The 21,512-nt window shown below is 38.7% G+C and carries 24 protein-coding genes and 1 rRNA gene; 7 read left to right on the top strand and 18 right to left on the bottom strand.

Annotation, left to right across the window (positions count from 1 at the left end; all coding sequences use genetic code 11):
- Positions 1–108 (top strand): 5S ribosomal RNA (gene rrf / locus ACH8JV_RS06895); the annotation flags it as partial.
- A gap of 198 nt (positions 109–306) precedes the next feature.
- Here the strand turns inward: rrf and ACH8JV_RS06900 are convergent.
- From ACH8JV_RS06900 to ACH8JV_RS06910, 3 genes are all read right to left on the bottom strand, one after another.
- Positions 307–1,680 carry a dihydrolipoyl dehydrogenase gene (locus ACH8JV_RS06900; RefSeq protein ID WP_396520363.1) on the bottom strand — a complete coding sequence of 458 codons (1,374 nt, stop codon included), beginning with the start codon at positions 1,678–1,680 and terminating at the stop codon, positions 307–309.
- Between the two features lie 82 nt (positions 1,681–1,762).
- Entirely contained in the window at positions 1,763–2,959 is a 1,197-nt protein-coding gene (locus ACH8JV_RS06905) for a hypothetical protein (RefSeq protein ID WP_396520365.1), read from the bottom strand.
- 362 nt (positions 2,960–3,321) lie between these two features.
- Entirely contained in the window at positions 3,322–3,657 is a 336-nt protein-coding gene (locus tag ACH8JV_RS06910; protein WP_049063451.1) for a TIGR01244 family sulfur transferase, read from the bottom strand.
- A gap of 192 nt (positions 3,658–3,849) precedes the next feature.
- On the opposite strand from ACH8JV_RS06910, the gene ACH8JV_RS06915 reads away from it, so the two are divergent.
- From ACH8JV_RS06915 to ACH8JV_RS06925, 3 genes are read left to right on the top strand one after another with little or no spacing between them, the layout of a single operon-like run.
- Positions 3,850–4,746, top strand: a complete 897-nt coding sequence (locus tag ACH8JV_RS06915; RefSeq protein WP_263614602.1) for an alpha/beta hydrolase — start codon at positions 3,850–3,852, stop codon at positions 4,744–4,746.
- Positions 4,747–5,184 carry a thioredoxin TrxC gene (trxC, locus tag ACH8JV_RS06920; RefSeq protein WP_348885571.1) on the top strand — a complete coding sequence of 146 codons (438 nt, stop codon included), beginning with the start codon at positions 4,747–4,749 and terminating at the stop codon, positions 5,182–5,184.
- A gap of 1 nt (position 5,185) precedes the next feature.
- A complete protein-coding gene (locus tag ACH8JV_RS06925) occupies positions 5,186–5,602 on the top strand; it encodes an acyl-CoA thioesterase (RefSeq protein WP_002051216.1) in 417 nt (138 codons plus the stop codon).
- A gap of 46 nt (positions 5,603–5,648) precedes the next feature.
- Here ACH8JV_RS06925 and ACH8JV_RS06930 read toward each other — a convergent pair whose 3' ends face one another.
- From ACH8JV_RS06930 to ACH8JV_RS06940, 3 genes are all read right to left on the bottom strand, one after another.
- Positions 5,649–6,155 carry an ester cyclase gene (locus tag ACH8JV_RS06930; protein ID WP_396520368.1) on the bottom strand — a complete coding sequence of 169 codons (507 nt, stop codon included), beginning with the start codon at positions 6,153–6,155 and terminating at the stop codon, positions 5,649–5,651.
- Positions 6,156–6,231: 76 nt separating this feature from the next.
- Positions 6,232–6,726, bottom strand: a complete 495-nt coding sequence (locus ACH8JV_RS06935) for a DUF4442 domain-containing protein (protein WP_311069821.1) — start codon at positions 6,724–6,726, stop codon at positions 6,232–6,234.
- 35 nt (positions 6,727–6,761) lie between these two features.
- Positions 6,762–7,250: a YajQ family cyclic di-GMP-binding protein gene (locus tag ACH8JV_RS06940; RefSeq protein ID WP_002051423.1), complete on the bottom strand. Its 489-nt coding sequence runs from the start codon at positions 7,248–7,250 to the stop codon at positions 6,762–6,764.
- A 91-nt stretch (positions 7,251–7,341) separates the two neighbouring features.
- Between ACH8JV_RS06940 and ACH8JV_RS06945 the strand changes: the two genes are divergently transcribed.
- Positions 7,342–7,656, top strand: coding sequence for a rhodanese-like domain-containing protein (locus ACH8JV_RS06945; RefSeq protein WP_002051246.1), 315 nt, complete (start codon positions 7,342–7,344; stop codon positions 7,654–7,656).
- A 51-nt stretch (positions 7,657–7,707) separates the two neighbouring features.
- Here ACH8JV_RS06945 and mnmC read toward each other — a convergent pair whose 3' ends face one another.
- From mnmC to ACH8JV_RS06965, 4 genes are read right to left on the bottom strand one after another with little or no spacing between them, the layout of a single operon-like run.
- The gene (gene mnmC / locus ACH8JV_RS06950; RefSeq protein WP_396520370.1) at positions 7,708–9,579 is read right to left on the bottom strand and encodes an FAD-dependent 5-carboxymethylaminomethyl-2-thiouridine(34) oxidoreductase MnmC; all 1,872 of its coding nucleotides are present in this window, start codon (positions 9,577–9,579) and stop codon (positions 7,708–7,710) included.
- Positions 9,580–9,602: 23 nt separating this feature from the next.
- Entirely contained in the window at positions 9,603–10,082 is a 480-nt protein-coding gene (locus tag ACH8JV_RS06955) for a hypothetical protein (protein ID WP_304456682.1), read from the bottom strand.
- Between the two features lie 4 nt (positions 10,083–10,086).
- Positions 10,087–10,389, bottom strand: coding sequence for a YciI family protein (locus ACH8JV_RS06960; protein ID WP_002051453.1), 303 nt, complete (start codon positions 10,387–10,389; stop codon positions 10,087–10,089).
- A 34-nt stretch (positions 10,390–10,423) separates the two neighbouring features.
- Positions 10,424–11,038: a septation protein IspZ gene (locus ACH8JV_RS06965; protein ID WP_304401442.1), complete on the bottom strand. Its 615-nt coding sequence runs from the start codon at positions 11,036–11,038 to the stop codon at positions 10,424–10,426.
- A 44-nt stretch (positions 11,039–11,082) separates the two neighbouring features.
- On the opposite strand from ACH8JV_RS06965, the gene ACH8JV_RS06970 reads away from it, so the two are divergent.
- Positions 11,083–11,934, top strand: coding sequence for a PHP domain-containing protein (locus ACH8JV_RS06970; protein WP_396520372.1), 852 nt, complete (start codon positions 11,083–11,085; stop codon positions 11,932–11,934).
- A 7-nt stretch (positions 11,935–11,941) separates the two neighbouring features.
- Here the strand turns inward: ACH8JV_RS06970 and ACH8JV_RS06975 are convergent, their stop codons facing one another.
- Positions 11,942–12,853: a bestrophin family protein gene (locus ACH8JV_RS06975; RefSeq protein ID WP_004711921.1), complete on the bottom strand. Its 912-nt coding sequence runs from the start codon at positions 12,851–12,853 to the stop codon at positions 11,942–11,944.
- Between the two features lie 62 nt (positions 12,854–12,915).
- Positions 12,916–13,635, bottom strand: a complete 720-nt coding sequence (gene radC, locus ACH8JV_RS06980; RefSeq protein WP_396520374.1) for a DNA repair protein RadC — start codon at positions 13,633–13,635, stop codon at positions 12,916–12,918.
- A 100-nt stretch (positions 13,636–13,735) separates the two neighbouring features.
- Between radC and coaBC the strand changes: the two genes are divergently transcribed.
- Positions 13,736–14,989, top strand: coding sequence for a bifunctional phosphopantothenoylcysteine decarboxylase/phosphopantothenate--cysteine ligase CoaBC (gene coaBC, locus ACH8JV_RS06985; protein WP_049063470.1), 1,254 nt, complete (start codon positions 13,736–13,738; stop codon positions 14,987–14,989).
- Positions 14,990–15,053: 64 nt separating this feature from the next.
- On the opposite strand, the gene secF is transcribed toward coaBC, so the two are convergent.
- From secF to ACH8JV_RS07015, 6 genes are all read right to left on the bottom strand, one after another.
- A complete protein-coding gene (secF, locus tag ACH8JV_RS06990) occupies positions 15,054–16,019 on the bottom strand; it encodes a protein translocase subunit SecF (RefSeq protein ID WP_396520376.1) in 966 nt (321 codons plus the stop codon).
- Between the two features lie 8 nt (positions 16,020–16,027).
- On the bottom strand, positions 16,028–17,929 hold the full coding sequence (gene secD / locus ACH8JV_RS06995; RefSeq protein ID WP_151760907.1) for a protein translocase subunit SecD: 1,902 nt from the start codon (positions 17,927–17,929) through the stop codon (positions 16,028–16,030).
- A gap of 51 nt (positions 17,930–17,980) precedes the next feature.
- Entirely contained in the window at positions 17,981–18,310 is a 330-nt protein-coding gene (gene yajC / locus ACH8JV_RS07000; protein ID WP_396520378.1) for a preprotein translocase subunit YajC, read from the bottom strand.
- Positions 18,311–18,408: 98 nt separating this feature from the next.
- Positions 18,409–19,542: a tRNA guanosine(34) transglycosylase Tgt gene (tgt, locus tag ACH8JV_RS07005; RefSeq protein ID WP_002157357.1), complete on the bottom strand. Its 1,134-nt coding sequence runs from the start codon at positions 19,540–19,542 to the stop codon at positions 18,409–18,411.
- A 243-nt stretch (positions 19,543–19,785) separates the two neighbouring features.
- A complete protein-coding gene (locus ACH8JV_RS07010) occupies positions 19,786–20,355 on the bottom strand; it encodes a LemA family protein (RefSeq protein WP_396520380.1) in 570 nt (189 codons plus the stop codon).
- 84 nt (positions 20,356–20,439) lie between these two features.
- Positions 20,440–21,468: a hypothetical protein gene (locus tag ACH8JV_RS07015; RefSeq protein WP_396520382.1), complete on the bottom strand. Its 1,029-nt coding sequence runs from the start codon at positions 21,466–21,468 to the stop codon at positions 20,440–20,442.
- Positions 21,469–21,512: the final 44 nt, after the last annotated feature.

Genomic DNA, 21,512 nt, shown 5'->3' on the forward strand with positions numbered 1-21,512 from the left:
ACCATAGCAAGAGTGAACCACCTGATCCCTTCCCGAACTCAGAAGTGAAACCTCTTAGCGCTGATGGTAGTGTGGGGTTACCCATGTGAGAGTAAGTCATCGCCAGCTCATTATTCCAAACACCCCAATCTCGAAAGAGATTGGGGTGTTGCTTTATGGGCGGAATAAAGGCGAAGTTTAATCCACAAATCTTTAGACATTAGATGTTTATAAAAATATAAACTAAAGGAAAATGGATCAGAAAACTATTTAAAGAAGTATAGAAGAAGAGCCTAACTTTAATTAAGTAAACTCTTCCGAGAATAATTATTTCAATTGCCTACGTGCATGTTTTAGAGCAGTGCGTAAGCCTTCTTCAAGAGTAGGATGATAAAAAGGTTTTTCTAGAATTTCATTTAAAGTTAATTCTTCACCAATAATCCAGCTTAATAGGTGAGCCATATGCTCCGTTGCCTCGGTAAATAACTCGGCACCAAGTAGCTTTTGGCTTTCTCGTTCTATATAAACTTCAATAGCCCCTTTATTCTTTCCGAGAACAATACCTCTTCCTTGTCTTTCATAAGATGCCTCACCTGTGACAAACTCTACTCCATTATCTTTTAGCTGTTTATAACTTTGCCCTACAATTGCCATTTCTGGATGACTAAATACTATTCCTAATGGAGTGAGAGTCTTAACTGATTTAACTTGTGGATAATTCAGACAGTTCTGAACAACTTTTTTGCCTTCATGGGCAGCTTCATGTTGTAGTGGCGTTGAAGTATAAGCATCCCCAGCAATAAAAATTGGATAGTTATCTAGTTGTTTTGTTTTAGCATTTATAGGTAATAACTTAATATCCTGAAAAGATTTATCAATATTCTCTAATTTTAGCGTATCTAGTAAGCTCGAACGGCCTGTTGCAGATAATACATACTCAGCTTGAATAGACTTTTCTCTTTCATCAATTTTATAATTTAATATAACGCCATTAGAAGTAGACTTTACTTTGGTTGGTAATGTTTCAAATAAAAAATTTAACTCTTTACTTAGCTCTTCTTGAGCAAGTTGCTGTAATTTAGAGCTAGTAAATATTCCAATTCTTTTACTACGAGCAAATATAGTTGTTTCTACTCCCAACCGATGCATAGCTTGTGCGATCTCAAGAGCAATTACTCCACTTCCAATAACGGCAATAGATTTAGGTAGAGTATCTAATTCAAATATTTGGTCTGTGGTAATAAGGCGATCACCTAATTCTTGTTTCCATGTTTGATCATAATTAGGAGTGGAACCAACTGCCAGAATAAAGCTTTTTGATTGGTATTGTTTACCATTCACTTCAATAGTTTCCGAATCAATAAAATGTGCTTTACCTGAAATTTTATGTTCAGTTGGCCATTGCTCTACATCTTTAAGGGTTGCCTTCGTAAAACGGTTACGTAAGGTTCTTACATGCTCCATAACCTGATCAGTATTAATATCTATGGACGCACTCAATCCAACTTCTTGTGTATTTTCGATGTCATACATACGATTTGCTGTAGAGATAAGAACTTTACTTGGCATACAGCCTACACGTGCGCAAGTGGTATCCCATGGTCCATCATTTATAATTAAAATATTATTGGTATGTTTAACGGCTTCTTTATAAGCGCTAATACCAGCAGTACCTGCGCCAATGATAATTATATCGAACATTGTGATTAAGCTATGCTAATAGATATTTAGAATATATAGAAAAACCCTCTTGAACAGAGGGTTTGGTTCTAATTATTTAGCTTTAAAATGTAAATTTTTGCTCAAAAGGTGATTTTAAAGTAGTTGAAACAGTTCCATTTTGATTAATAGACTGACCTTCAATATTTATACTATTAATTACATGTTTGAAATTTAATATAGTTCCATTCGGAGACTGTTTAAAAGTGAAAATATTTTGTCCTTCCAGATAGATGCTACCATTAAATTTCTGTGTATTCGTTGTTGGAGATTGATTCTCAACGCGACTTCCTTCAATACCAGTAATACTTGGTAAACTCAATACTTGATTACCGTTGAGTTTCACTTGATATGTTGCATTATTCGTATTCCCAGGGGTCGAATTTACAACAAATGAAATTGGTTCTGCGTAAGGAACATTAGGGTTATCATTGATAAGTACGTTAAAACCAGACCCCCCTTGAATTACATATAGATCACCATCAGTTGATGTATTATCTTTGTATACGCTCATTGCACCTGTAGTGACTTCTTTTTCGGTTGGTTGACCTGTTTGTGGATCTTGAACAGTAGTCGTTGTGGTAATTTTATAATCGCTTGTGGTTGAGTTAATTAATACAAATCTCTTTTGTTTGGTTTGTTGAAGTCCCCATGATTGTTGGAATGGATATGCAAAAGCTCCAGTGATAGTTACATCTTGGAAATTTTTATCCTTATTTTCATTTTCAAAAATATAAATTCTAGTATTAGATTGATATTCTTGTAGATTTGGAGAGATGTTGTCAGAGGCGAGTTTAATATTCTTTAAATCATCTGCTGTAATATCAAAATCCCAATCATTATAACCTGTAAGTAATGATTTTATTTCTTCCCCTTTAAAAACGTAGCAGGCGCGATAGTCTGTAGTACTATTAATAAAACATTTGTCACGATAGTGATCTGAATATTTAGTGAGATCTACTTTTCTAATATCTAGAGTTAATTTTAAAGGTCCTTGTGCAAAAGTATCTAATGCATGATCGATATAACCTTTTGATAAATTTTCATCATTAAGATCATAGGCACCAAATAAATATTTTCCTTCTTGCTTTACGCTATTTAAAACAGAAGTAGCTAGTTCCTGATTTGTTGAAGGTGGAGTTGGTGTTGTTGTGGAACCAGAACTTGAACTTTGATCATAATAGCCTCCACTACCTCCGCCACCACAAGCTGATAAAAAAACAGCTAAAGTAATCCCACATACCCCTTGAGTAAGTTTCATCATTATCCCCATATAAAATGATATGTTATTTAAAATAATTTTTAGTTTTTTAAAATAACATATATTTCATGAGGTTGCTCACGATATTTATATTAAGAAATTTGTATTAGATACTTGTTCCCATACTTACACCGACTGTAGGTCGAACCTGCATAGATGAACATGCACTAAGAATAAGGCAACTTACCAGTAAAAATATAAGTTTATTCATAATAAAACTGAGAAATTTAAAGCGATTTGAATACTTTAGCTGAAGACTATTTATATATCTGTTGAATTGATGCAGTCGTATATATTCTTTTTATTAATGAAAGCTCCATTTTTAAGTAAAAATAGAGCTTTGGGTTAGTTCGTTCACTAATTTAATCGTCTAACAAATCCATTTGCTTGGCTAATTGATAAAGATTGTTTGAACGGTTTCCTGTACGACAAAACATAAGAACAGGTTTTGGAAGTTCATTATAGTGATTTGCAAAAGTACGAACATCAAGCTCAGTAATTTGACCTGCAACTACAGGTTGGTAAACGTAATCTAGACCTGCTTGACGTGCTGCTTCTTCAATTTGAGCACTTGTTGGTTGTTCTGGACCACCTTCCATGTCAGGACGGTTATTGATAATAGATTTAAATCCTTTTTCTACCACTTGTCCCACATGTTCTGGACCAATTTGACCTGCGAAACCAACATTATCTGACATTTCGTCACTCCAAAATTTAATAAAACCTCTTATGCTGTATCATAGCATTAAGCTTAACCTGAGATACAAGACACTAAAACGTTGTTCCTACATAGATAAAATTTATGTAAAAGAACAGCTATAGATTTTTAAAAGGCGATCAGGATGTTTTTTGTAAATTCATTACTTCGACCATAATGCCACGGAGCACATATGCACGCTTATACGGTTGAGCCTTTATATGTTCCATGTGATCAGGAAATGATCGCAGCTGACTTTTATATTCCAAAAACAAATAATAAATCCGCGGTAATTATCATGGCACATGGTTTTGCCGGTTTACGTCAATTCAAGCTTATCCAATATGCGCAGCGTTTCGCTCAGGCAGGCTATGCTGTTATTTTATTTGATTATCGATATTGGGGTGGGAGTACAGGTAAGCCCCGAGAGATGATTTCTATCAATTCTCAATTGGAAGATTGGAAGACCATTATTCAATATGCATCCACTTGTAAACTTATAGATAATCGAAGAATTGTTTTGTGGGGCACATCTTTAAGTGGGGGATATGCTTTAAGTCTAGCTTCTGAACTGAAAAATATTCAGGCCATTATGGTACAAATTCCATATGTAGACGGTGCTGAAACAGCAAAACTATATCCATTACAGCGTTATCCCCAAGCTTTAAAGTTGTCGAGCCAAGATTATATGGGTTCTAAAATGGGCCTTAATCCTAAGAGATTACCTGTTGTTGACCAATTTAAATTATGTTTTATGCCAACAGCAGATAGCTACTATGGGTATTTGTCGATTGTAAATCCAGATTATTATTGGAGTGGAGAAGTTCCTGCACGCGTCTTTTTTAATTTGATGCGTTACCGTCCAATTCAACTCGTACGTCAGATTAATATTCCAGTTTTATTTATTGCTGCTCAGCATGATTCTTTAATTCCAATTGAGTCTAGTCGTGAAGCTGCAACCAATATTGCGCCTTTTGTGAGTTATCATGAGTGGGATATGAAACATTTTGATATCTATCACGGTTCATGGTTTGAAAAAGCAGTGACGACCCAATTAGAATTTTTACATCAGCATATAGGAGTGATGTAAATGATTATTGTATGTGCATCGTGTGGTGCAAAAAATAGAGTTCCAGAGGAAAAACTTAGCGCGCAACCGAGTTGTGGACAATGCCATCAGCCATTACTCCCGCTTGCGCCGATTGAGTTAAATGAACAAAACTTTAGTAACTACATCACGAATAGTGATCTGCCTATTTTGATAGATTTATGGGCAGAATGGTGTGGACCTTGTAAAATGATGGCGCCACATTTTGCACAAGTTGCAAAACAAAATCCACGTGTTATTTTTGCCAAGATTAATACTGAAGAATCTCCTCGCTTGAGCCAAGCATTTAATGTGAGAAGTATTCCTACCCTTGTATTAATGAATAAAACCACAGAAGTTGCTCGAATGAGCGGTGCATTACGCGCTCCTGAATTGCAGCAGTGGCTAGATCAACAACTTCAAACGAATTTCAGGAGCTAAGGTGTCAGAAGCTTATACCAAACCAGAAGGAATTTTATCCTTACAAACGATTGCCATGCCAGCAGATACAAACTGGAGTGGTGATGTGTTTGGTGGGTGGATCGTGTCACAAATGGACTTGGCTGGAGCAATTCACGCAGAGCGTTTTAGTCGTGGACGCTGTGCCACGATTTCCATTAATCAGATGACCTTTTTGGTTCCGGTAAAAGTAGGCTTTGTCATTAGCTGCTATACCAAAATCTTAAAAGTAGGTAATACATCTATTCAAATGCAAATTGAAGTTTGGGATAGTCATGATGATTCTCGTGCTCCAATTCGTATTACCGAAGGGGTTTTCACCTTTGTCGCTGTTGATGTAAAAGGTAATAAGCGTCAGATTCCAGAAGAAGCGAAACAGAAATTCTTAGAAACTCAATAAAATATTTAAAGCCTGAATATAAGTATTCAGGCTTTAATTTTTATCACTAAAACATTGTATTAGCGTTTTTACTTTGCTCTGGAATGTTTTGTATAACATCCCAATGCTCTACAATTTCTCCATTTTCTACACGGAAAATATCAATAATTGCTCGGCCTCGGTCTTTTTCGTTTTCAGTCGAATGGACATGTAAAACGACAAGATTACCTTCAGCAATCGCACGTTTAATCTCATTTTTAGCTTGTGGATTTTTTTGGAATTTCTCAGTGAAGAAATTAACAAAAGGAGCTTTCCCATCAGGAACGTTAGGATTGTGCTGAATATATTGATGGCCAATATAACGGTCGGCATATTCTTTAACTTGATGTTTTAAAAAGACACCTTCATAAAAGTCGACTACTATTTTTTTATTTTGGGCACTTATTTTATCGATTGTCTCAGTTTTTGTTTGAACAATTTTATTGGTTTTATTTGTGGGCTCGGCAGCGTAAGTCGTAATTGCTGTAAATATGAAACTGGTAAATAACGAGGATAGAATCAATATTTTTTTCATTGTGACCTCAAGATATAAAATTGTAGTTTTTATATCTTGAGGTAAATAACAATCTAAAAATATTTTAGATTAGTTATCATTTCTTACGTTTAGGTAACCATGCCCAAAGCATTTGGCATTGGATTGGTTCATTACCTGCATCATCAATAACTGTCACTGGAATAACAAGTTCACCTTTCTCATGATCAGCAATATATTTTTGCTGTTCTGTAGAGAGGGTAGCTGTTGCTGTTAAACCGCCTTCAACTACTTTCAAATAATCAACGTGCAATGATTTGATTAATAAAATGCGGTTATCAGGAATATGTAAACCCGTTAAAAAACCTGTCGCAGTCTCTGCCAAAAGTGCCATTGCAGCAGCATGCACACCTTTAATATGGTTCTGCATGTTTTTCTGGTTTTCTAAGCGAACAGTCACATGGTTTACATCTACTTCCAGATAGCGAATATTGGCTGTACCCACCATTGGCACAATACGGCCAAATGCCTTGCTCCAAAGCGTACTCCGAACACCTTTAGGAAATTTTGAAGTCGCTTTTACCAGTTTTAATAGTCGATTGGATTGAGACATGGGATTACCTTAACTTTGAATGTCGCTAAAAGATATTAATCTTTAAAGTTATTAAACTGTAATGGCACACCGAATTGTTGTTCACGTAAAAAAGTCATGACTTGTTGCAAAGTGTCACGTTTTTTATCGGTCACACGGATTTTGTCGCCTTGAATAGAAGATTGCACTTTAACGCCGCTTTCTTTAATGGCTTTATTAATTTTTTTTGCTGTATCAGAGTCAAGACCATCTTTAAGCTTAATCACTTGTACAAAATTTTTACCTGAAGCAGCCGCCTTTTGTGGATCAAGTGCTTGCACATCAATTTTACGTTTATAAAAATGGTTTTCTAACATGTTATAAACTTGTTCACACTGGAAATCACTTTCTGTGCTGATTTTGATCTCTTTATTTTTTTCGTTTAGTTCGATAGAAACATCGTGACCACGGAAGTCAAAGCGTGTTGCAATCTCTTTTTGTGTGTTTTGAACCGCATGATTAACTTCAAATAACTCTAATTCAGAAACAATATCGAAAGAAGGCATAGTTTAGACCTTTACAAAGTGAAAGAATATTTGAGATGCTAAGAGGGTTTTCTTCATTTGCCAAGTGTTGTTTACATCAAAGGAGTGCACAATGATCCGTAAACAAGAAATTACAACATTTGAGTTCCCAGAAAATGCTGTTATCTGGGATGTCCGTGATTCAAGTGCTTATGCAGAAGGGCATGTTAAAGGTGCGGTAAGTCGCCCGATTAATGATTTAAATGCTGATATTTTGAACCAGGTCGCTGCGGATCAGCCGATTTATATTTTATGTGGTGGTGGTAGCAAAGCTCCTCGTGCAGCTGAGAAACTAGAAGACTTAGATGCCTCGCGTGAATATGTCGTGCTGATGGGGGGGACGCGTGCAGCTCGTGACGCAGGTTTACCTCTAGAGCAGGGCGCATAAAAAAAGCACCTTCGGGTGCTTTTTTATTGGAACTAAATTTTCTCAAGTGCACTATTGAGATTTAAAATACGGTTTCTTGGGTTTAACTTTCTTTTGAAAGCGCTCAGCACTTAATTTCTTTAATAGACTTTCCGGAACAGGACAAGTCTCACCCAAAATTTGGGCAACAAGTACTTCACTGCAAAGTGGCGCAAATAAAAAGCCCTTTGAACCTAAACCTGCAAAGGTAGAAATACGACTTTCACTCTGCATTTTTCCAACTACTGGGAAATAATCTGGACTTTGAGCACGAACCGCTGCTCGACCTTGCCATTGTTCTACAGGTGGTAATTGTTTTGCATAAGTAGGGAAGACACTGTGGATTAATTCAAAGTTATGCACATGGTCGTCGATGAGTACGTTTTGATCTTCTCTGTTTGGGTAGAAAGATGCCCCTAAAATGAGTTGAGAAGAGTCAAGCTGCATACAGTAGCCACCATAGCTATACGCTTCATGCAAAGGTAAAGGCGCAAAAGAGTTATTAACCCAGCTCACTTGTCCACGTATGGGCTTTAAAGGGGGATAGTTCTCAAATAAAGCGGCACTTTCTCGGGCACAGCACACCACAACATGATCTGCCTCTGCAATAACATCATTATTAGTCTTTAATTGAACTGTATTGTCAAAAGATTTGAGTGCCGTGATATTAGCAATTTTTAATTCAATACCTGAATGCTGCAAAATTTCATCACGTAACTGGTGTGGAGAAACTGCTCCAGCCTCGCTTAATACAATATGGGGATAGTCCGATTCAAGTGAGCTTGTTTGATGCGTAACAATATCAGCAGGATATTGATCAGCAAGATCGAGAAGATCTTGGGCATTTTTTAATGCCATTTGCTGTATTTGAATTGGGCGAAATGCTTGAAATTTTTTATAGAAATTCAGCGCATGTTGCCAGCTTAAAGTCATTAGATGCTCATGACTTTGTTCAATTGGGCAGAGCTTTGGGTTGAGCAATGCTAGAGGGTTGCCAGAAGCTCCTGATAAAGGCGCTGTACGCTCGAATAGGGTAACTTGGTGCCCACGCTCAGCAAAAGCCCATGCTGTGCTTAAACCAGCAATTCCTGCGCCAATAACGGCAATATGCTGCTGTTTAAAATTGAAAGTATGGTTATCTGGTTCTAGTGCAGTGTCTTCACTTAACGGTGCTTTCCACACTGCTTTAAGCATTTCACGTTTATGCCCGAAGCCGCGAGGACGTGAAATATCAATGTCATGGGCTTTTAGTCCACGTTTGAGAACACCCGCTACACTAAATGAGGCAAAGGTAGTGCCATAGTCAGAAAGACGAACAATATTGTTTAAAACGTTTTGTTCCCACATGTCTGGATTACACGAAGGTGCAAATCCATCTAGGAACCAAGCATTCACTGCTTTCGTTTTTACCATACTTGGAAAAATATCTTGTGCATCTCCTAACCATAGGTCGATGCTGAAACGGTCTTCTGGAAAACTTAAACGATGGCAACCTGCAATAGGTAAGGGATATTGCTCAATAAGTTGTTTGGAAAGCGGTTTAAGTTCATCCCATACATTTAAAGCACAAATGAGATCAGCTTTGCTTAAAGGAAATTTTTCTACGCTAATTGCATGTAAATGACTGTGGTTATTTGGACGGACTTGTTGCCAAAGCTGCCAGAGTGCAAGAATATTTAAACCAGTACCAAATCCGGTTTCTCCTACACTAAAATATTCAAAGTCTTGTAAATTGGCTAATCGTTCTGATAGGTCATTGCCATTTAAAAATACGTGTCTTGTTTCGAGCAGACCATTATCTTTAGAAAAATAGACATCACCAAATTGTTTGGAAATGGGAACCTCAATACCATCAATAGATTCCCAATCCAGCTCAGCAGTTTGTATACGGTTTGATTTGTTCATTCGGTTTAATAAATCGCTCAGAATTACCACTGACGACGACGTTTGGTGTAAACATAACTCGCAATAAAGAAACCAAGTAGTACGCCACCTGCTAGTGTTACTGCGCCATATAAGAACATTTGTGCGCTACGTTCACTTTGTAAAACTTGTACCTGAACAGACAAGTTATCGTTCTTTAGCTGTAACTCTTGGTTTTGTGCAAGTGCTTCAAGGTTTGCATGTTCTAGCTGTTTTAGGCGAGATGCTTGATCTTGAACTAAAGCTTTGATTTTTGCATCTTGCTGTTGCTTATTTTTTGCGATTTGTTCTGCTGTAAGCGGCTGTGTTGTAGCTGCCGCTGTTGTAGCGGTTGGTTTAGCTACAGTTGCAGAAGTAGGCGCTGGTTTAGCTGCCTGAGTTGCAGGCACAGTGGGTGGTGTTGCTGGTGTCGCAGCAGGTTCAACTGCGCCAGCAGTTGAACAGATCAAACACAAGCCAAGAAAGCTTTTGGTTGCAAACTGCATGCGTTTACCCTTTTGGAAATGCTTTATTAAACGGTTTGACATCAATGTGGCTATAAATGCCTTCTTTCAAAAATGGTTCTTCTTTTAACCATTCATCTAAAGCTTCACGACTATCAAACTCTACAATCATGGTACTACCATAAAAACCAGCTTGAGGATCATTCGGATCTTTTGGCATAGCTCCAGCGGCAACAAGACGACCTTCATCATCAAGTTTTTGTAAACGTTCGATATGTTGAGGGCGTACTGCTAAACGTTTCTCTAGAGTTCCTTCGTTATCGGTACAGCTTAGAACAAAAAAAGGCATGTCATCGTATCTCTATAATCAAACCGAAATCACATTAAGCTTCTGGTGACTTAAAATGTTTACGTAAAATAATGAACTGAATAATGATAAATGAAAACATGACGATCATGTCACCAAATGCAGTAAATTCGCCCCAATATTTTCCGCCGTGAAATAAAAACGCGAAGAAAACATGTAAACCAGACATTACGACAAACATGGCAGCCCAAGCGAAATTTAAATTTTTCCAACCTTTTTCGCTTAGCTCTAAAATTGGGTCGAATAAACGTTTAATCAGAGGCTTACGTTCTTTACCAAACCAAGGTGAAACCAAGAAAGCACCAGCAAATACCAAGTTCAAAATCGCAGCTTTTAAACGAATATAAAAATCATCGCTTAACATAAGGGTAATGCCACCAAAAATAACCGTCATAAACAGTACAATCCACTGTTGTTTATCTAAACGGAATTTTTGAATAACAAACAAAGCACCATACACGACAAGCATTGAAATAATTAAGCCTGTTGTAGCGACCAGAATATTATTGTTATTTACGCCGCCAGCGGAACCGATCAGTTTAAGCAAAGGGTGATGTGCGTTCGCAGGATCAACAGTTTTATATAAATAGAAGAAAATAATTAATGGAACAAAGTCCAGAAGTGCTTTCATGTTAGAGTATCTGATCAGGTTTGGTGAATGGCATAGTATAAAAGATGCAAGGCATAGATTTACATACACATAGCAATATTTCTGATGGAACTTTGTCTCCGGAATTGCTGGTGCAAGCTGCTGTGGATGTGAAGCTGCATACTTTGGCACTCACTGATCACGACACAATGGATGGTTTGCAGCGTGCAAAAAATGCTGCACAAGCCCATGATTTAAAAATCATTTCTGGTGTAGAGATTTCAAGCCAATGGTCTAGGCCAAGCACAAAAAAAAGCTATGGCGTGCATATTGTGGCTTTAAACATGCAAGATGAAGCACCAATTTTGGAAGCATTAGAACAACAAAAAAGAATTAGAGCACAAAGAGCAGAAGTCATTTGTGAACTGTTAAAAAAGTGTATTGGCTTTGATATTTATCAAGATGTACTCGATAAAGTTGAAAATCAGCCAGATCGTATTACCAGAACCCACATTGCCAAAACCTTGGTTGAAAAGAATGTGGTGAGCCGTCCTCAACAAGCTTTTGACCGTTTTTTAAAGGAAGGTAAACGCGCCTTTGTAAAGTTTGAAGGCTTGGGTTTACAAGAAACGGTTGAGGTCATTCATAACAGTAAAGGCTTGGCAGTTTTAGCTCATCCAACTCGTTATGACCTATCGGCAACCAATACGCGTTATTTGATTGAGTTATTTGCGAGTTGTGGTGGTGACGCCGTAGAGTTACCGCCGCCTGTAGATCCTTTATCTACTCGCCAAATGATTGATCGTATGATTGATCAGCATCATTTGGCTGTTTCAATTGGTAGTGATTTCCATGGAGAAAATATGCCATGGATTAAATTGGGTAACACCCCTAAGCCAAAGACTGACCAGCAGGGTATTTGGGAGCGTTTTCTTTAATAGCGCTCTAGAGTAAGTTGTTATCTTGAGCTTGAATTGGAGGAGGCGTTGGTTTACCCAGCGTTCCTAAAAGTTCAATTTCAATACTACGTACCATGGCATCTAAGGGTAAGTCATTACTTTGAGTACCGAAAGGCTCTTCGATTTCAGAGCTTAGAGCATCTAGACCTAAGAATGTGTATGCCAAAATTCCGACCAGTAGAGGTGTTGCTAATCCAAGTAAAGAACCCAAACTAAATGGCAACATAAAGCAGAAAAAGTAAACAGTGCGGTTGAGCAAAACTGAATAAGCAAAAGGAATAGGAGTGTTTGCAATACGGTCACAGCCAGTCTGTACCACACTTAAATCTGCAACATTCTTATTCATTTGAGCATAAATAATATCTGAGATTTCACCTTCTTTAAGCGCTTGTAATAATTCCCATTGAATAAGGCTAAGTGTATATTGCGGCGCGTTATTCTGTTGGTATAGCTGGGTCAATGCTTGTTGGCTCATGCCACTGGTTTGTATTAACTCGGTTGGGTTGGCTGTTTGGCGGCGTAAGCGGTCACGTAACACATTTGCAAACACAATAACGTGGTGAATGACTCGTTCACGGCGAGCCTGAGTTAAAATACGACAGTCGCGGTCAAAGTGTCGTGAAGTCGCAATCAGTACGCCCCATAATTTTCGTGCTTCCCACCAACGGTCATAACATGCTGTATTTTTAAAACCTAAAAAGATCGAAAGTACGACGCCAATTAAGGTGAAGCCAACTAAAGGAATTTCTGGAAAACGGTAGAGATTAATATATTCAACCCCACCAATGATTGCCGAAATCAGCATTACCACCCCTAAAGAGGGCAAAATTTTAGGTAATATCGTCCCTCGCCAAGAGAATAAAACTTTAAAAATACTGGGCTGTTCACGAACAATCATTTTATTTTAAACGTCGCTATTTTTGTTTTTGATATTCTAAGCTTAGTGAAGCTTTGTCAATATCATTGAACGGCTATTGTGATAGGGTTGAGCAGTTGTTGTTCAGCAAAAGAAAAGCTACCTTCTGGTGAGATAATAAAATGGTCTAGTAAACGTATTTCAACGAGCTGACAAGCCTGCTGAAGTTGCTTTGTGAGTTTAATATCTTCAGGAGATGGCTGTGCAGAACCAAATGGGTGGTTATGTGCTATCACTAATTGGCAAGCATGTTGTTGTAAGGCATAACGTAAGGTTTGATTCACTGAAACAGCGCAGTGTTGAACTGATCCAAAAAATAACTTTTTAAAATGCAGTTTCCGTAATTCGGCATCTAAGCAAAGTACTGCGAAGACTTCTTGTTTTTCACCTTTTAGTTCATAACGCAGATAATCTAGAACCAAATGAGATGAATGAAGGCTTAGCTCAGTCTGACTAAAATGATAGTCGAGATAACGCCGTCCAAGCTCTTTTACAGCCAGTAATTGGGAATACTTAGTAGCTCCAATACCATTAAATTGAGCTAATTCATTGAAAGAAGCATCGAAAACAGCATTGAGGCTTCCGAATTGTTGAATCAGTAAGCGGGCGAGTTCAACTGCTGAATGTTGACGTGAACCTGAGCGAAGAAAGATCGCAAGTAATTCAGAGTCAGAGAGGCTTTGAGGGCCTTGTTGTAATAACCTTTCTCTTGGCCGTTCTTGTTCTGGCCAATTTTTAATAGAAGTATTCATATTCCCCAGCAATATTCTGCTTAAAATTTTATTTTGTTTGCCCAATCAATCTTGGGTCTGCGCGTATTTAATGCTATTGTGAGCGCCACTGCAACAGAAAGGTATCCTGTTCGTGAGCTTTGATTTAAGTGTTATTCCTCATAAAAACATTGTTTTAGCTGTTACAGGTGGGATTGCTGCCTATAAGAGTGCCATTTTGGTCCGTCGTCTTAAAGATTATGGCTTTGACGTTCGGGTTGTGATGACACACGGAGCTCAAGCATTTATTACCCCTCTAACGTTTCAGGCTCTTTCTGGAAATCCTGTACATACCGAGCTTTTAGACCCTGAGGCTGAAGCTGGAATGGGCCATATTGAATTGGCTCGTTGGGCTGATTTGTTACTGGTTGCTCCTGCAAGCTGTGACACCTTGGCTAAGTTTGCTAATGGTTTGGCAGATGACTTACTCAGTACTTTATTTTTAGCGACTAAAGCGCCTGTGTGGGTTGCCCCAGCAATGAACCAGCAAATGTGGGCTGCAAAAGCAACTCAGCGTAATTTGCAAACGCTAGTTGAAGATGGCGTGCATGTGATTATGCCAGATTCTGGTGAGCAGGCTTGTGGTGATGTGGGTTTAGGCCGTATGCCAGAGCCAGAAGAAATTGCCCGTCAAGTCGCTGGTTATTTCCATCAAGCCCAACGTGCGATTGCTGAAAAATTTGGTTTGTTGGCAGGTAAGCGAGTTGTGATTACTGCTGGACCAACACGTGAAGCGATTGACCCAGTTCGTTATATCTCAAATCATAGTACCGGTAAAATGGGCTTTGCTTTAGCAGCTGCATGTTATGCAGCAGGTGCAAAAGTCACTTTAATTGCTGGTCCTGTAAGTTTAGATACACCAAACGGTGTGCAACGTGTAAATGTCGCCTCAGCACGTCAAATGTTAGATGTCAGCATGAACTCACTTGAGACTGGTTGTGATATTTTCATTGCGACAGCGGCAGTAGCTGATTATCGCGTTGCGGAAGTGGCTGAGCACAAGATTAAGAAAGCAGGGGATGAGCTGAATGTTTCCCTTGTAAAAAATCCGGATATTGTGGCAACCATCGCAGCTCAGGAAAAACGTCCATTTATGGTGGGCTTTGCTGCCGAAACGCAGAATGTTGAAGAATATGCAGCAGGTAAACTGGTTGCTAAAAAATTAGACATGATTGCGTGTAACGATGTTTCTCGTGCTGATATTGGTTTTGCTTCGGATGAAAATGCGATGACTGTGTTCTTTGCTGAAAGCTACCATATGAAAAAGCGTGAGTTAGAAAAAGCATCTAAACAAGAAATTTCTCAACAGCTGGTTGAAGCTATTTCGGATGCATTACGCCGTAAATAAGCTTTGAGCTTAATAAAAAAACCGCGAATAAATCGCGGTTTTTTTATATGTCTTGGTTTAACAATCAAGGAATTTCATCTTCAAATTCAGGTTTAACCTGAACAATGAAGTCTTGACGGTTAAGACCACGCCACAACGCAAATGCTGTACCGATATAAATCGAAGAGTAAGTACCGACAAAGACACCCACAAACATTGCAACAGAGAACCAGTGTAAGCCATCACCACCTAAGAACATCATTGCAAGTACTACGAGCAATAAGGTCATTGAGGTATGAATAGTACGGCGTAAAGTCTCAGTTAAAGCAATATCCACGATTTCACGTGGAGTTGCACCGCGAATCTTACGGAAGTTTTCACGGATACGGTCTGAAACCACGATGTTATCGTTAAGCGAGAAGCCAATCACCGCAAGTACCGCAGCTAAAACTGTAAGGTCAAATGGCCATTGGAATAATGCAAATGCACCAATAATGATGATGATGTCATGGAATAAAGACATTACGGCACCCATCGCGAGTTTAAACTCAAAGCGAATAGTCACGTAGATCAACATTAAGATCAGCGCAAGAGCAACCGCTCCAGCCGAACGAACATAAAGCTCATTACCCACCTGACCACCTACAGAGTCCACTTTATGAACTTCGGCAGCATTATTTGGTAATTGCACAGCTTTGGTAATCGCGTTATTAAGATCTTCAACCTTAACTTCTTGTACCGGCATACGCACGAGTAAGTCTTTATTACTACCTAGCGTTTGTACTACCGCATCTTTAAAACCAGCTTTGTCGAGAGCCTGAATAACTTCAGACTGATTTGCTGGTTGCGCATAGTTAAGCTCGGCAGAAACACCACCTGTAAAGTCCAAACCTAAGTTAAGACCTTTAGTCGCGATAAAGAAAATACTCGCTAAAGTAATAAGGACCGAGAAGATTGCTGCTGGTTTAGCAATCTTCATGAACGGGATGATTTTTGCATCATCCGGACGACCATATTGTTTTGAAGGCTGTTGAGTCACTTTAGTCATCATAGATCTCCTTAAATGCTCAACTTTTTCAAATTACGGCGTTTACCATAAATGAGCTGTACGATTGCACGTGTTACTGTAATTGCAGTAAACATCGAACACACAATACCAATCATTAATGTTACGGCGAAACCTTTGATCGGGCCTGTACCAATTGCAAATAGAATGAATGCAACGAGGAACGTGGTTAAGTTCGAGTCAAAGATGGTGTTATAGGCTCGATCATAACCCGCCACAATGGCCTGTTTGGGTGAGGCACCCCATAGCATTTCTTCTCGAATACGCTCACATATCAGTACGTTGGCATCGACCGCCATACCAATGGTAATAACGATACCAGCAATACCTGGTAAGGTGAGGGAAGCCCCTATCCAAGACATCACGGTTAAAATCATTGCTAAGTTAAATACAAGTGCAAAGTTTGCAATTAAACCGAATACGCGGAAGAACACGACCATCCAGATTGCAACAAGTAAGAAACCGATTTGAGTAGAGAGTACACCTTTATCAATGTTTTCTTGACCAAGGCTTGGACCAACAACACGTTCTTCAACAAAGTACATTGGCGCAGCTAAAGCACCAGCACGCAGCATTAATGCAAGTTCAGATGCTTCTTGAGGAGAACTTAACCCAGTAATACGGAAAGTTGAACCTAAAACAGCTTGAACTGTTGCAGCGTTAATTACGACAGACTCGGTATATGGCGTACGAACTTCTGTTTGAGCACCAGTTTTTGGATCTGTAACGTAGCTAATCTTTTGCTTATTTTCGATGAACAATACCGCCATGCGTTTACCAACAGCATTACGGGTTGCATCTGACATGAGCTTACCACCAGCACTGTCGAGCGTAATATTTACTTCGGCACCGCCAGAGTCTTGGCTAAAGCCAGAACTTGCATTTTGAACACGTTCACCAGTCAAGATACGGTTACGTTGCAACAAAAGTTGACGACCGCTATCTAAAGATTGATAAGCAAAAACTTCTGTACCCGGAGGTAAAGGTTGACCGTTATATTTACCCGTATATGGGTCAATATATTGATCATTTAAGTCAGATACCAAACGGAATTCGAGGTTAGCAGTACGGCCTAAAACACGTTTAGCTTCTGCTGTATCTTGAACACCCGGTAATTCAACGACAATACGGTTGCTACCCTGACTTTGTACTAATGCTTCTGCAACACCAAGTTCGTTAATACGGTTACGTAGTGTTGTTAAGTTCTGATTGACTGCATATGCTTGAATTTCTTGACGGCGTACATCGGTATAAGAGAGTTTTAAGGTAGAACCTGTCGTGCTCGCTAATGCCTGTTGGGTATATTCATTACCATTACGACGTAAAAAATCCATTGCTGCATCACGATCAGCATTGTCAGCAAATTGAACAGTGATCACATTATTATTTAACGCAAGGTTGTTAAATTTAATTTTGTTTTCACGGAACTGACGACGCAAATCAGTTGCAGAGGTTTCCATACGTTGGGAAATGGCTTTGTCCATATCTACTTCTAGCAAGAAGTGGACACCACCACGTAAGTCCAAACCAAGTTTCATTGGTTTAGCCCCAATTTTTTGCAACCATTCTGGTGTAGTTGGTGCAAGGTTTAGGGCAACAACATATTGATCACCTAAGTCACGGCGTAATACTTCTTTTGCTTTTAACTGCGCTTCAGAAGAGCTGACACGCAAGAGGGCAGCATTATTTGTAAAAGTATTATCGTGGCTCGCAATATTTGCTGTTTTTAAAATTTGCTCTGCTTTTTGCACCACACTTTGATCAATTTGGGTACCAGCTTTGGCACCGGAAATTTGAACTGCGGGCTCATCCGGATATAGACTAGGCAGTGCGTATAATGTACTGACTACCAGAACAACCAGAATCAGTAAATATTTCCATGCAGGGTAACGCATTCGCTTTCTTCTTAAATGAAAAAGCCGTGCTAAAGCACGACTGTTTTATGATTAAAGGTTATTTAGAGTGCCTTCAGGTAATACAGAAATTACGCTGGCACGCTGAATTTTTACTTCTACACCACGGTTAAGTTCAACAACCGCATAGTCACCTTCAAGTTTGGTTACTTTGCCCATTAAACCACCAGCAAAAACAACTTCGCTACCTATACCTAAGCTTTCGATTAAAGAACGGTGCTCTTTTGCGCGTTTTGCTTGAGGGCGCCAGATTAAGAAATAGAAGATTGCAACGAATACAACAATCATCAAAATGTTTGGCAAAAGACCCGGGCTTTGGGCTGCTGCTGGAGCTGCATGTGCAGTAGAAATGAACAAGCTCATTTTAATTTCCTAAAGTTAAAAAATATGAGTCAGATACCTGACATAATCCTAATTCGTTTTGCAATTTACCTTGTCTTGCGGTTGAGCGCAAATCTCGCTTATTCATCGACAGGGCAAGGTGGAACTTCTAATCCGCGGCGGGCATAAAAGTCCTGAACAAATTCATCAAAAGTGCCATTATCTAATGCATCACGCATACCTTCAGTTAAACGTTGGTAATAACGTAAGTTATGAATGGTACCAAGCATAGACGCTAACATCTCTCCACATTTTTCAAGATGGAACAGATAAGCACGGGTAAAGTTCTTACATGTGTAGCAATCGCAGTGTGGGTCAAGAGGACCTTGGTCATGGCGATATTTACTATTACGAATACGTACCAGACCATCAGTGACAAAATAATGACCATTACGTGCGTTACGAGTCGGCATTACGCAGTCAAACATATCGACACCACGGCGCACCGCTTCAACGATATCTTCAGGTTTACCTACGCCCATTAAGTAACGAGGTTTGTCTTGTGGCATTTTGTTTGGAAGATAATCTAAAACTTTGATCATCTCTTCTTTTGGTTCACCTACAGATAAACCACCAATTGCATAACCATCGAAACCAACTTCAAGTAAGCCATTTAAAGATTCATCACGTAAATCTTCATACATGCCGCCTTGAATAATGCCGAATAAGGCATTTTTATTTTTAAGTTCATCGTGGTGATGCGTTTTACAACGTTTTGCCCAGCGCAAAGAAAGCTGTAATGATTTTTGTGCTTCTTCGTGTGTTGCAGGGTATGGTGTACATTCATCAAAAATCATGACGATATCAGAGTTCAATACATGCTGAATTTCCATTGAAATTTCAGGCGATAAAAATACTTTTGAACCATCAATCGGAGAGCGGAAAGTAACACCTTCTTCCTTAATTTTACGCATAGCGCCAAGACTAAATACTTGGAAGCCGCCAGAGTCGGTCAAAATTGGCTTATTCCATTTAATAAAGTCGTGCAATCCGCCGTGTTGCTTGATTACTTCAAGGCCCGGACGTAAATATAAATGGAAGGTATTACCTAAAATAATTTGTGCCTGAATATCTTCGATATCACGCGGCAACATGCCTTTGACTGTACCGTAAGTCCCCACTGGCATAAAAACAGGTGTTTCAACAACACCATGTTCTAAAGTTAAACGACCACGACGGGCACGACCCGACTGACCTAATTTTTCAAACTTCATCTAAAAATCCTGAACAATAGCAAGCAATACCGTAGGGCAGTGCAAGGGCGAAAAAACAGTTCGCTGCTAAATAGGGGCTGTAACATTATGAGCTTTAAAACGGGAAGACCAATTTAAAAACACAAATAGCCCTAAAAATAAGAGGGCTATTTTCCTTGATTCTGCCAAGTAGTTCTACTACTAAATGTAGCTGGCTATAAAATAGGTCAATTTTCCGATTGAATGAGCACTTTTTTATTTAGACTAAAAGTTAGGTTTATAGTCAAAATTGTCTGTAGCCAAATTATCGCGAAAAGGACGAATTGCTTTTTTAGATAACGTCATTGTATTGATCAGGTTGTTTGGGAACACTTCAATCTGGTTGTTAAATACTTCGACATTGCGGTTAAAAATGCTGATTGCCGCGCCAACATTTTCGTTTTGTTCCTGAATATCGTCCATCATTTTGCTATAAAGCGTATCTGCTTTTAGTTCAGGATAGTTTTCAACTACGACATTTAGGCTACGGATCAGCTCTTTGCTCATTTTTTCAATCTGCTGTAATTGAGCAATATCAGTATGATCGACATTTAAACTGAGAATTTGCTGACGTAAAGCAGTCACCTTTTCTAAAGTCGATTTTTCAAACTGAGTATATTGATTGAGTGTAGTTTCTAGTGCTTCAAGTGTTTTTACTTTTTGGCGTTCGAAATTTGCAACCTCTGCCCAAGCGCGTTTGGTCGCGTTAAAATAACGCACAATGTTGTTACGAATGTGGATGCCCCACGCAATCAGTACGATGAAAATCCCCAAGAAAATGAATAAGCCTTTCATTTTCACTCCTCTTATTTTTATTCTCTCATTGAACCTTTTAACTTCTTATTGTTTATAAGTTGCTAGTTCAGCACTACGAGAGATTTATTTAATTAAATTAAGCATGAATTGCTGAAATTTTTCATATTGCGGCATGGTCATGGTACGTAAATGTCCACGTAATGCTGGAATATCATGAATTTCACTACGTTTGCTGGTGGTTTGAAAAAGATCTTGCTCACCGAGATAACATAATATTTGCTCTTCATGATGATAAATTAAATCACCGGTAAAATGTTGAAAAAAATCATGAAGTTTTAAAGTTAAACTTGGACTAATTTCTTTAGCTAACTGGTGCTGGTCAGTACCGAAGATATTGAGCTCTTGGTTAATCAGAATATCAGTACTTTGCCATTCGCATAAGTATGGTTCAAAAAAGCGAGAACGTTGATTACTTACAGCAATACCTAAGGCTGGCATTTGAAAAATAAAAGCGCCCCATAGGTCTTTATGAATCTCTTTTACTATTTTTTTATCGCTGTTCTGATCTTGAAGAATAGGTAAATTATTTACATAGTGGTATTTAAATAGCAGGACTTGATGATCTGTAATGCCATCATTCCATGTCACTGAAGCAAACTCTGTAATTTCATTAGCTTCATTGCCTCGATTAAACAATGGGAAATATTGTTTTAGTCTGCTCAAGACTAAAATGGGTTGGGCTTGAATTGGTAGATAAGCTGGTAACTGCTGAAACTGTAGGCCATAACGTAAAGCAGTCATACGCTGCTCTAAATAGTGAATGACTTCGGTTAGAGGCTTTTGCGGTTCATAGAGCAAATAGGCTAGGAAACCAGTTAAAAATGCCCATAACAGACTCCAAATATATTGAATATGAGGATGAAAAAAATATCCAAATAATAGCGTCGTAATACTGCAAATACCTAACAAATACGGCAATACATTAACAAAACGAAGGTTATGGTCTTCACGCCATGGATGTAACGCGTTTAAGAGTTCTTGATCTGTTTGTGACTTTTGTCCCACGTCCCAAAGTCGAGCAATATTACGAAAGACCTGTGCATTTTTTTTACGTCTTATATGAAGTGCTTGTTTTACGGTATCAATTGGCATGAAGGTAATGGGATGATTATAATAAAGTGCTAAGCCTAGATTAT

Origin of the sequence: Acinetobacter sp. ABJ_C5_2, from assembly GCF_044538485.1 — a bacterium.
Lineage (GTDB): Bacteria > Pseudomonadota > Gammaproteobacteria > Pseudomonadales > Moraxellaceae > Acinetobacter > Acinetobacter nosocomialis_A.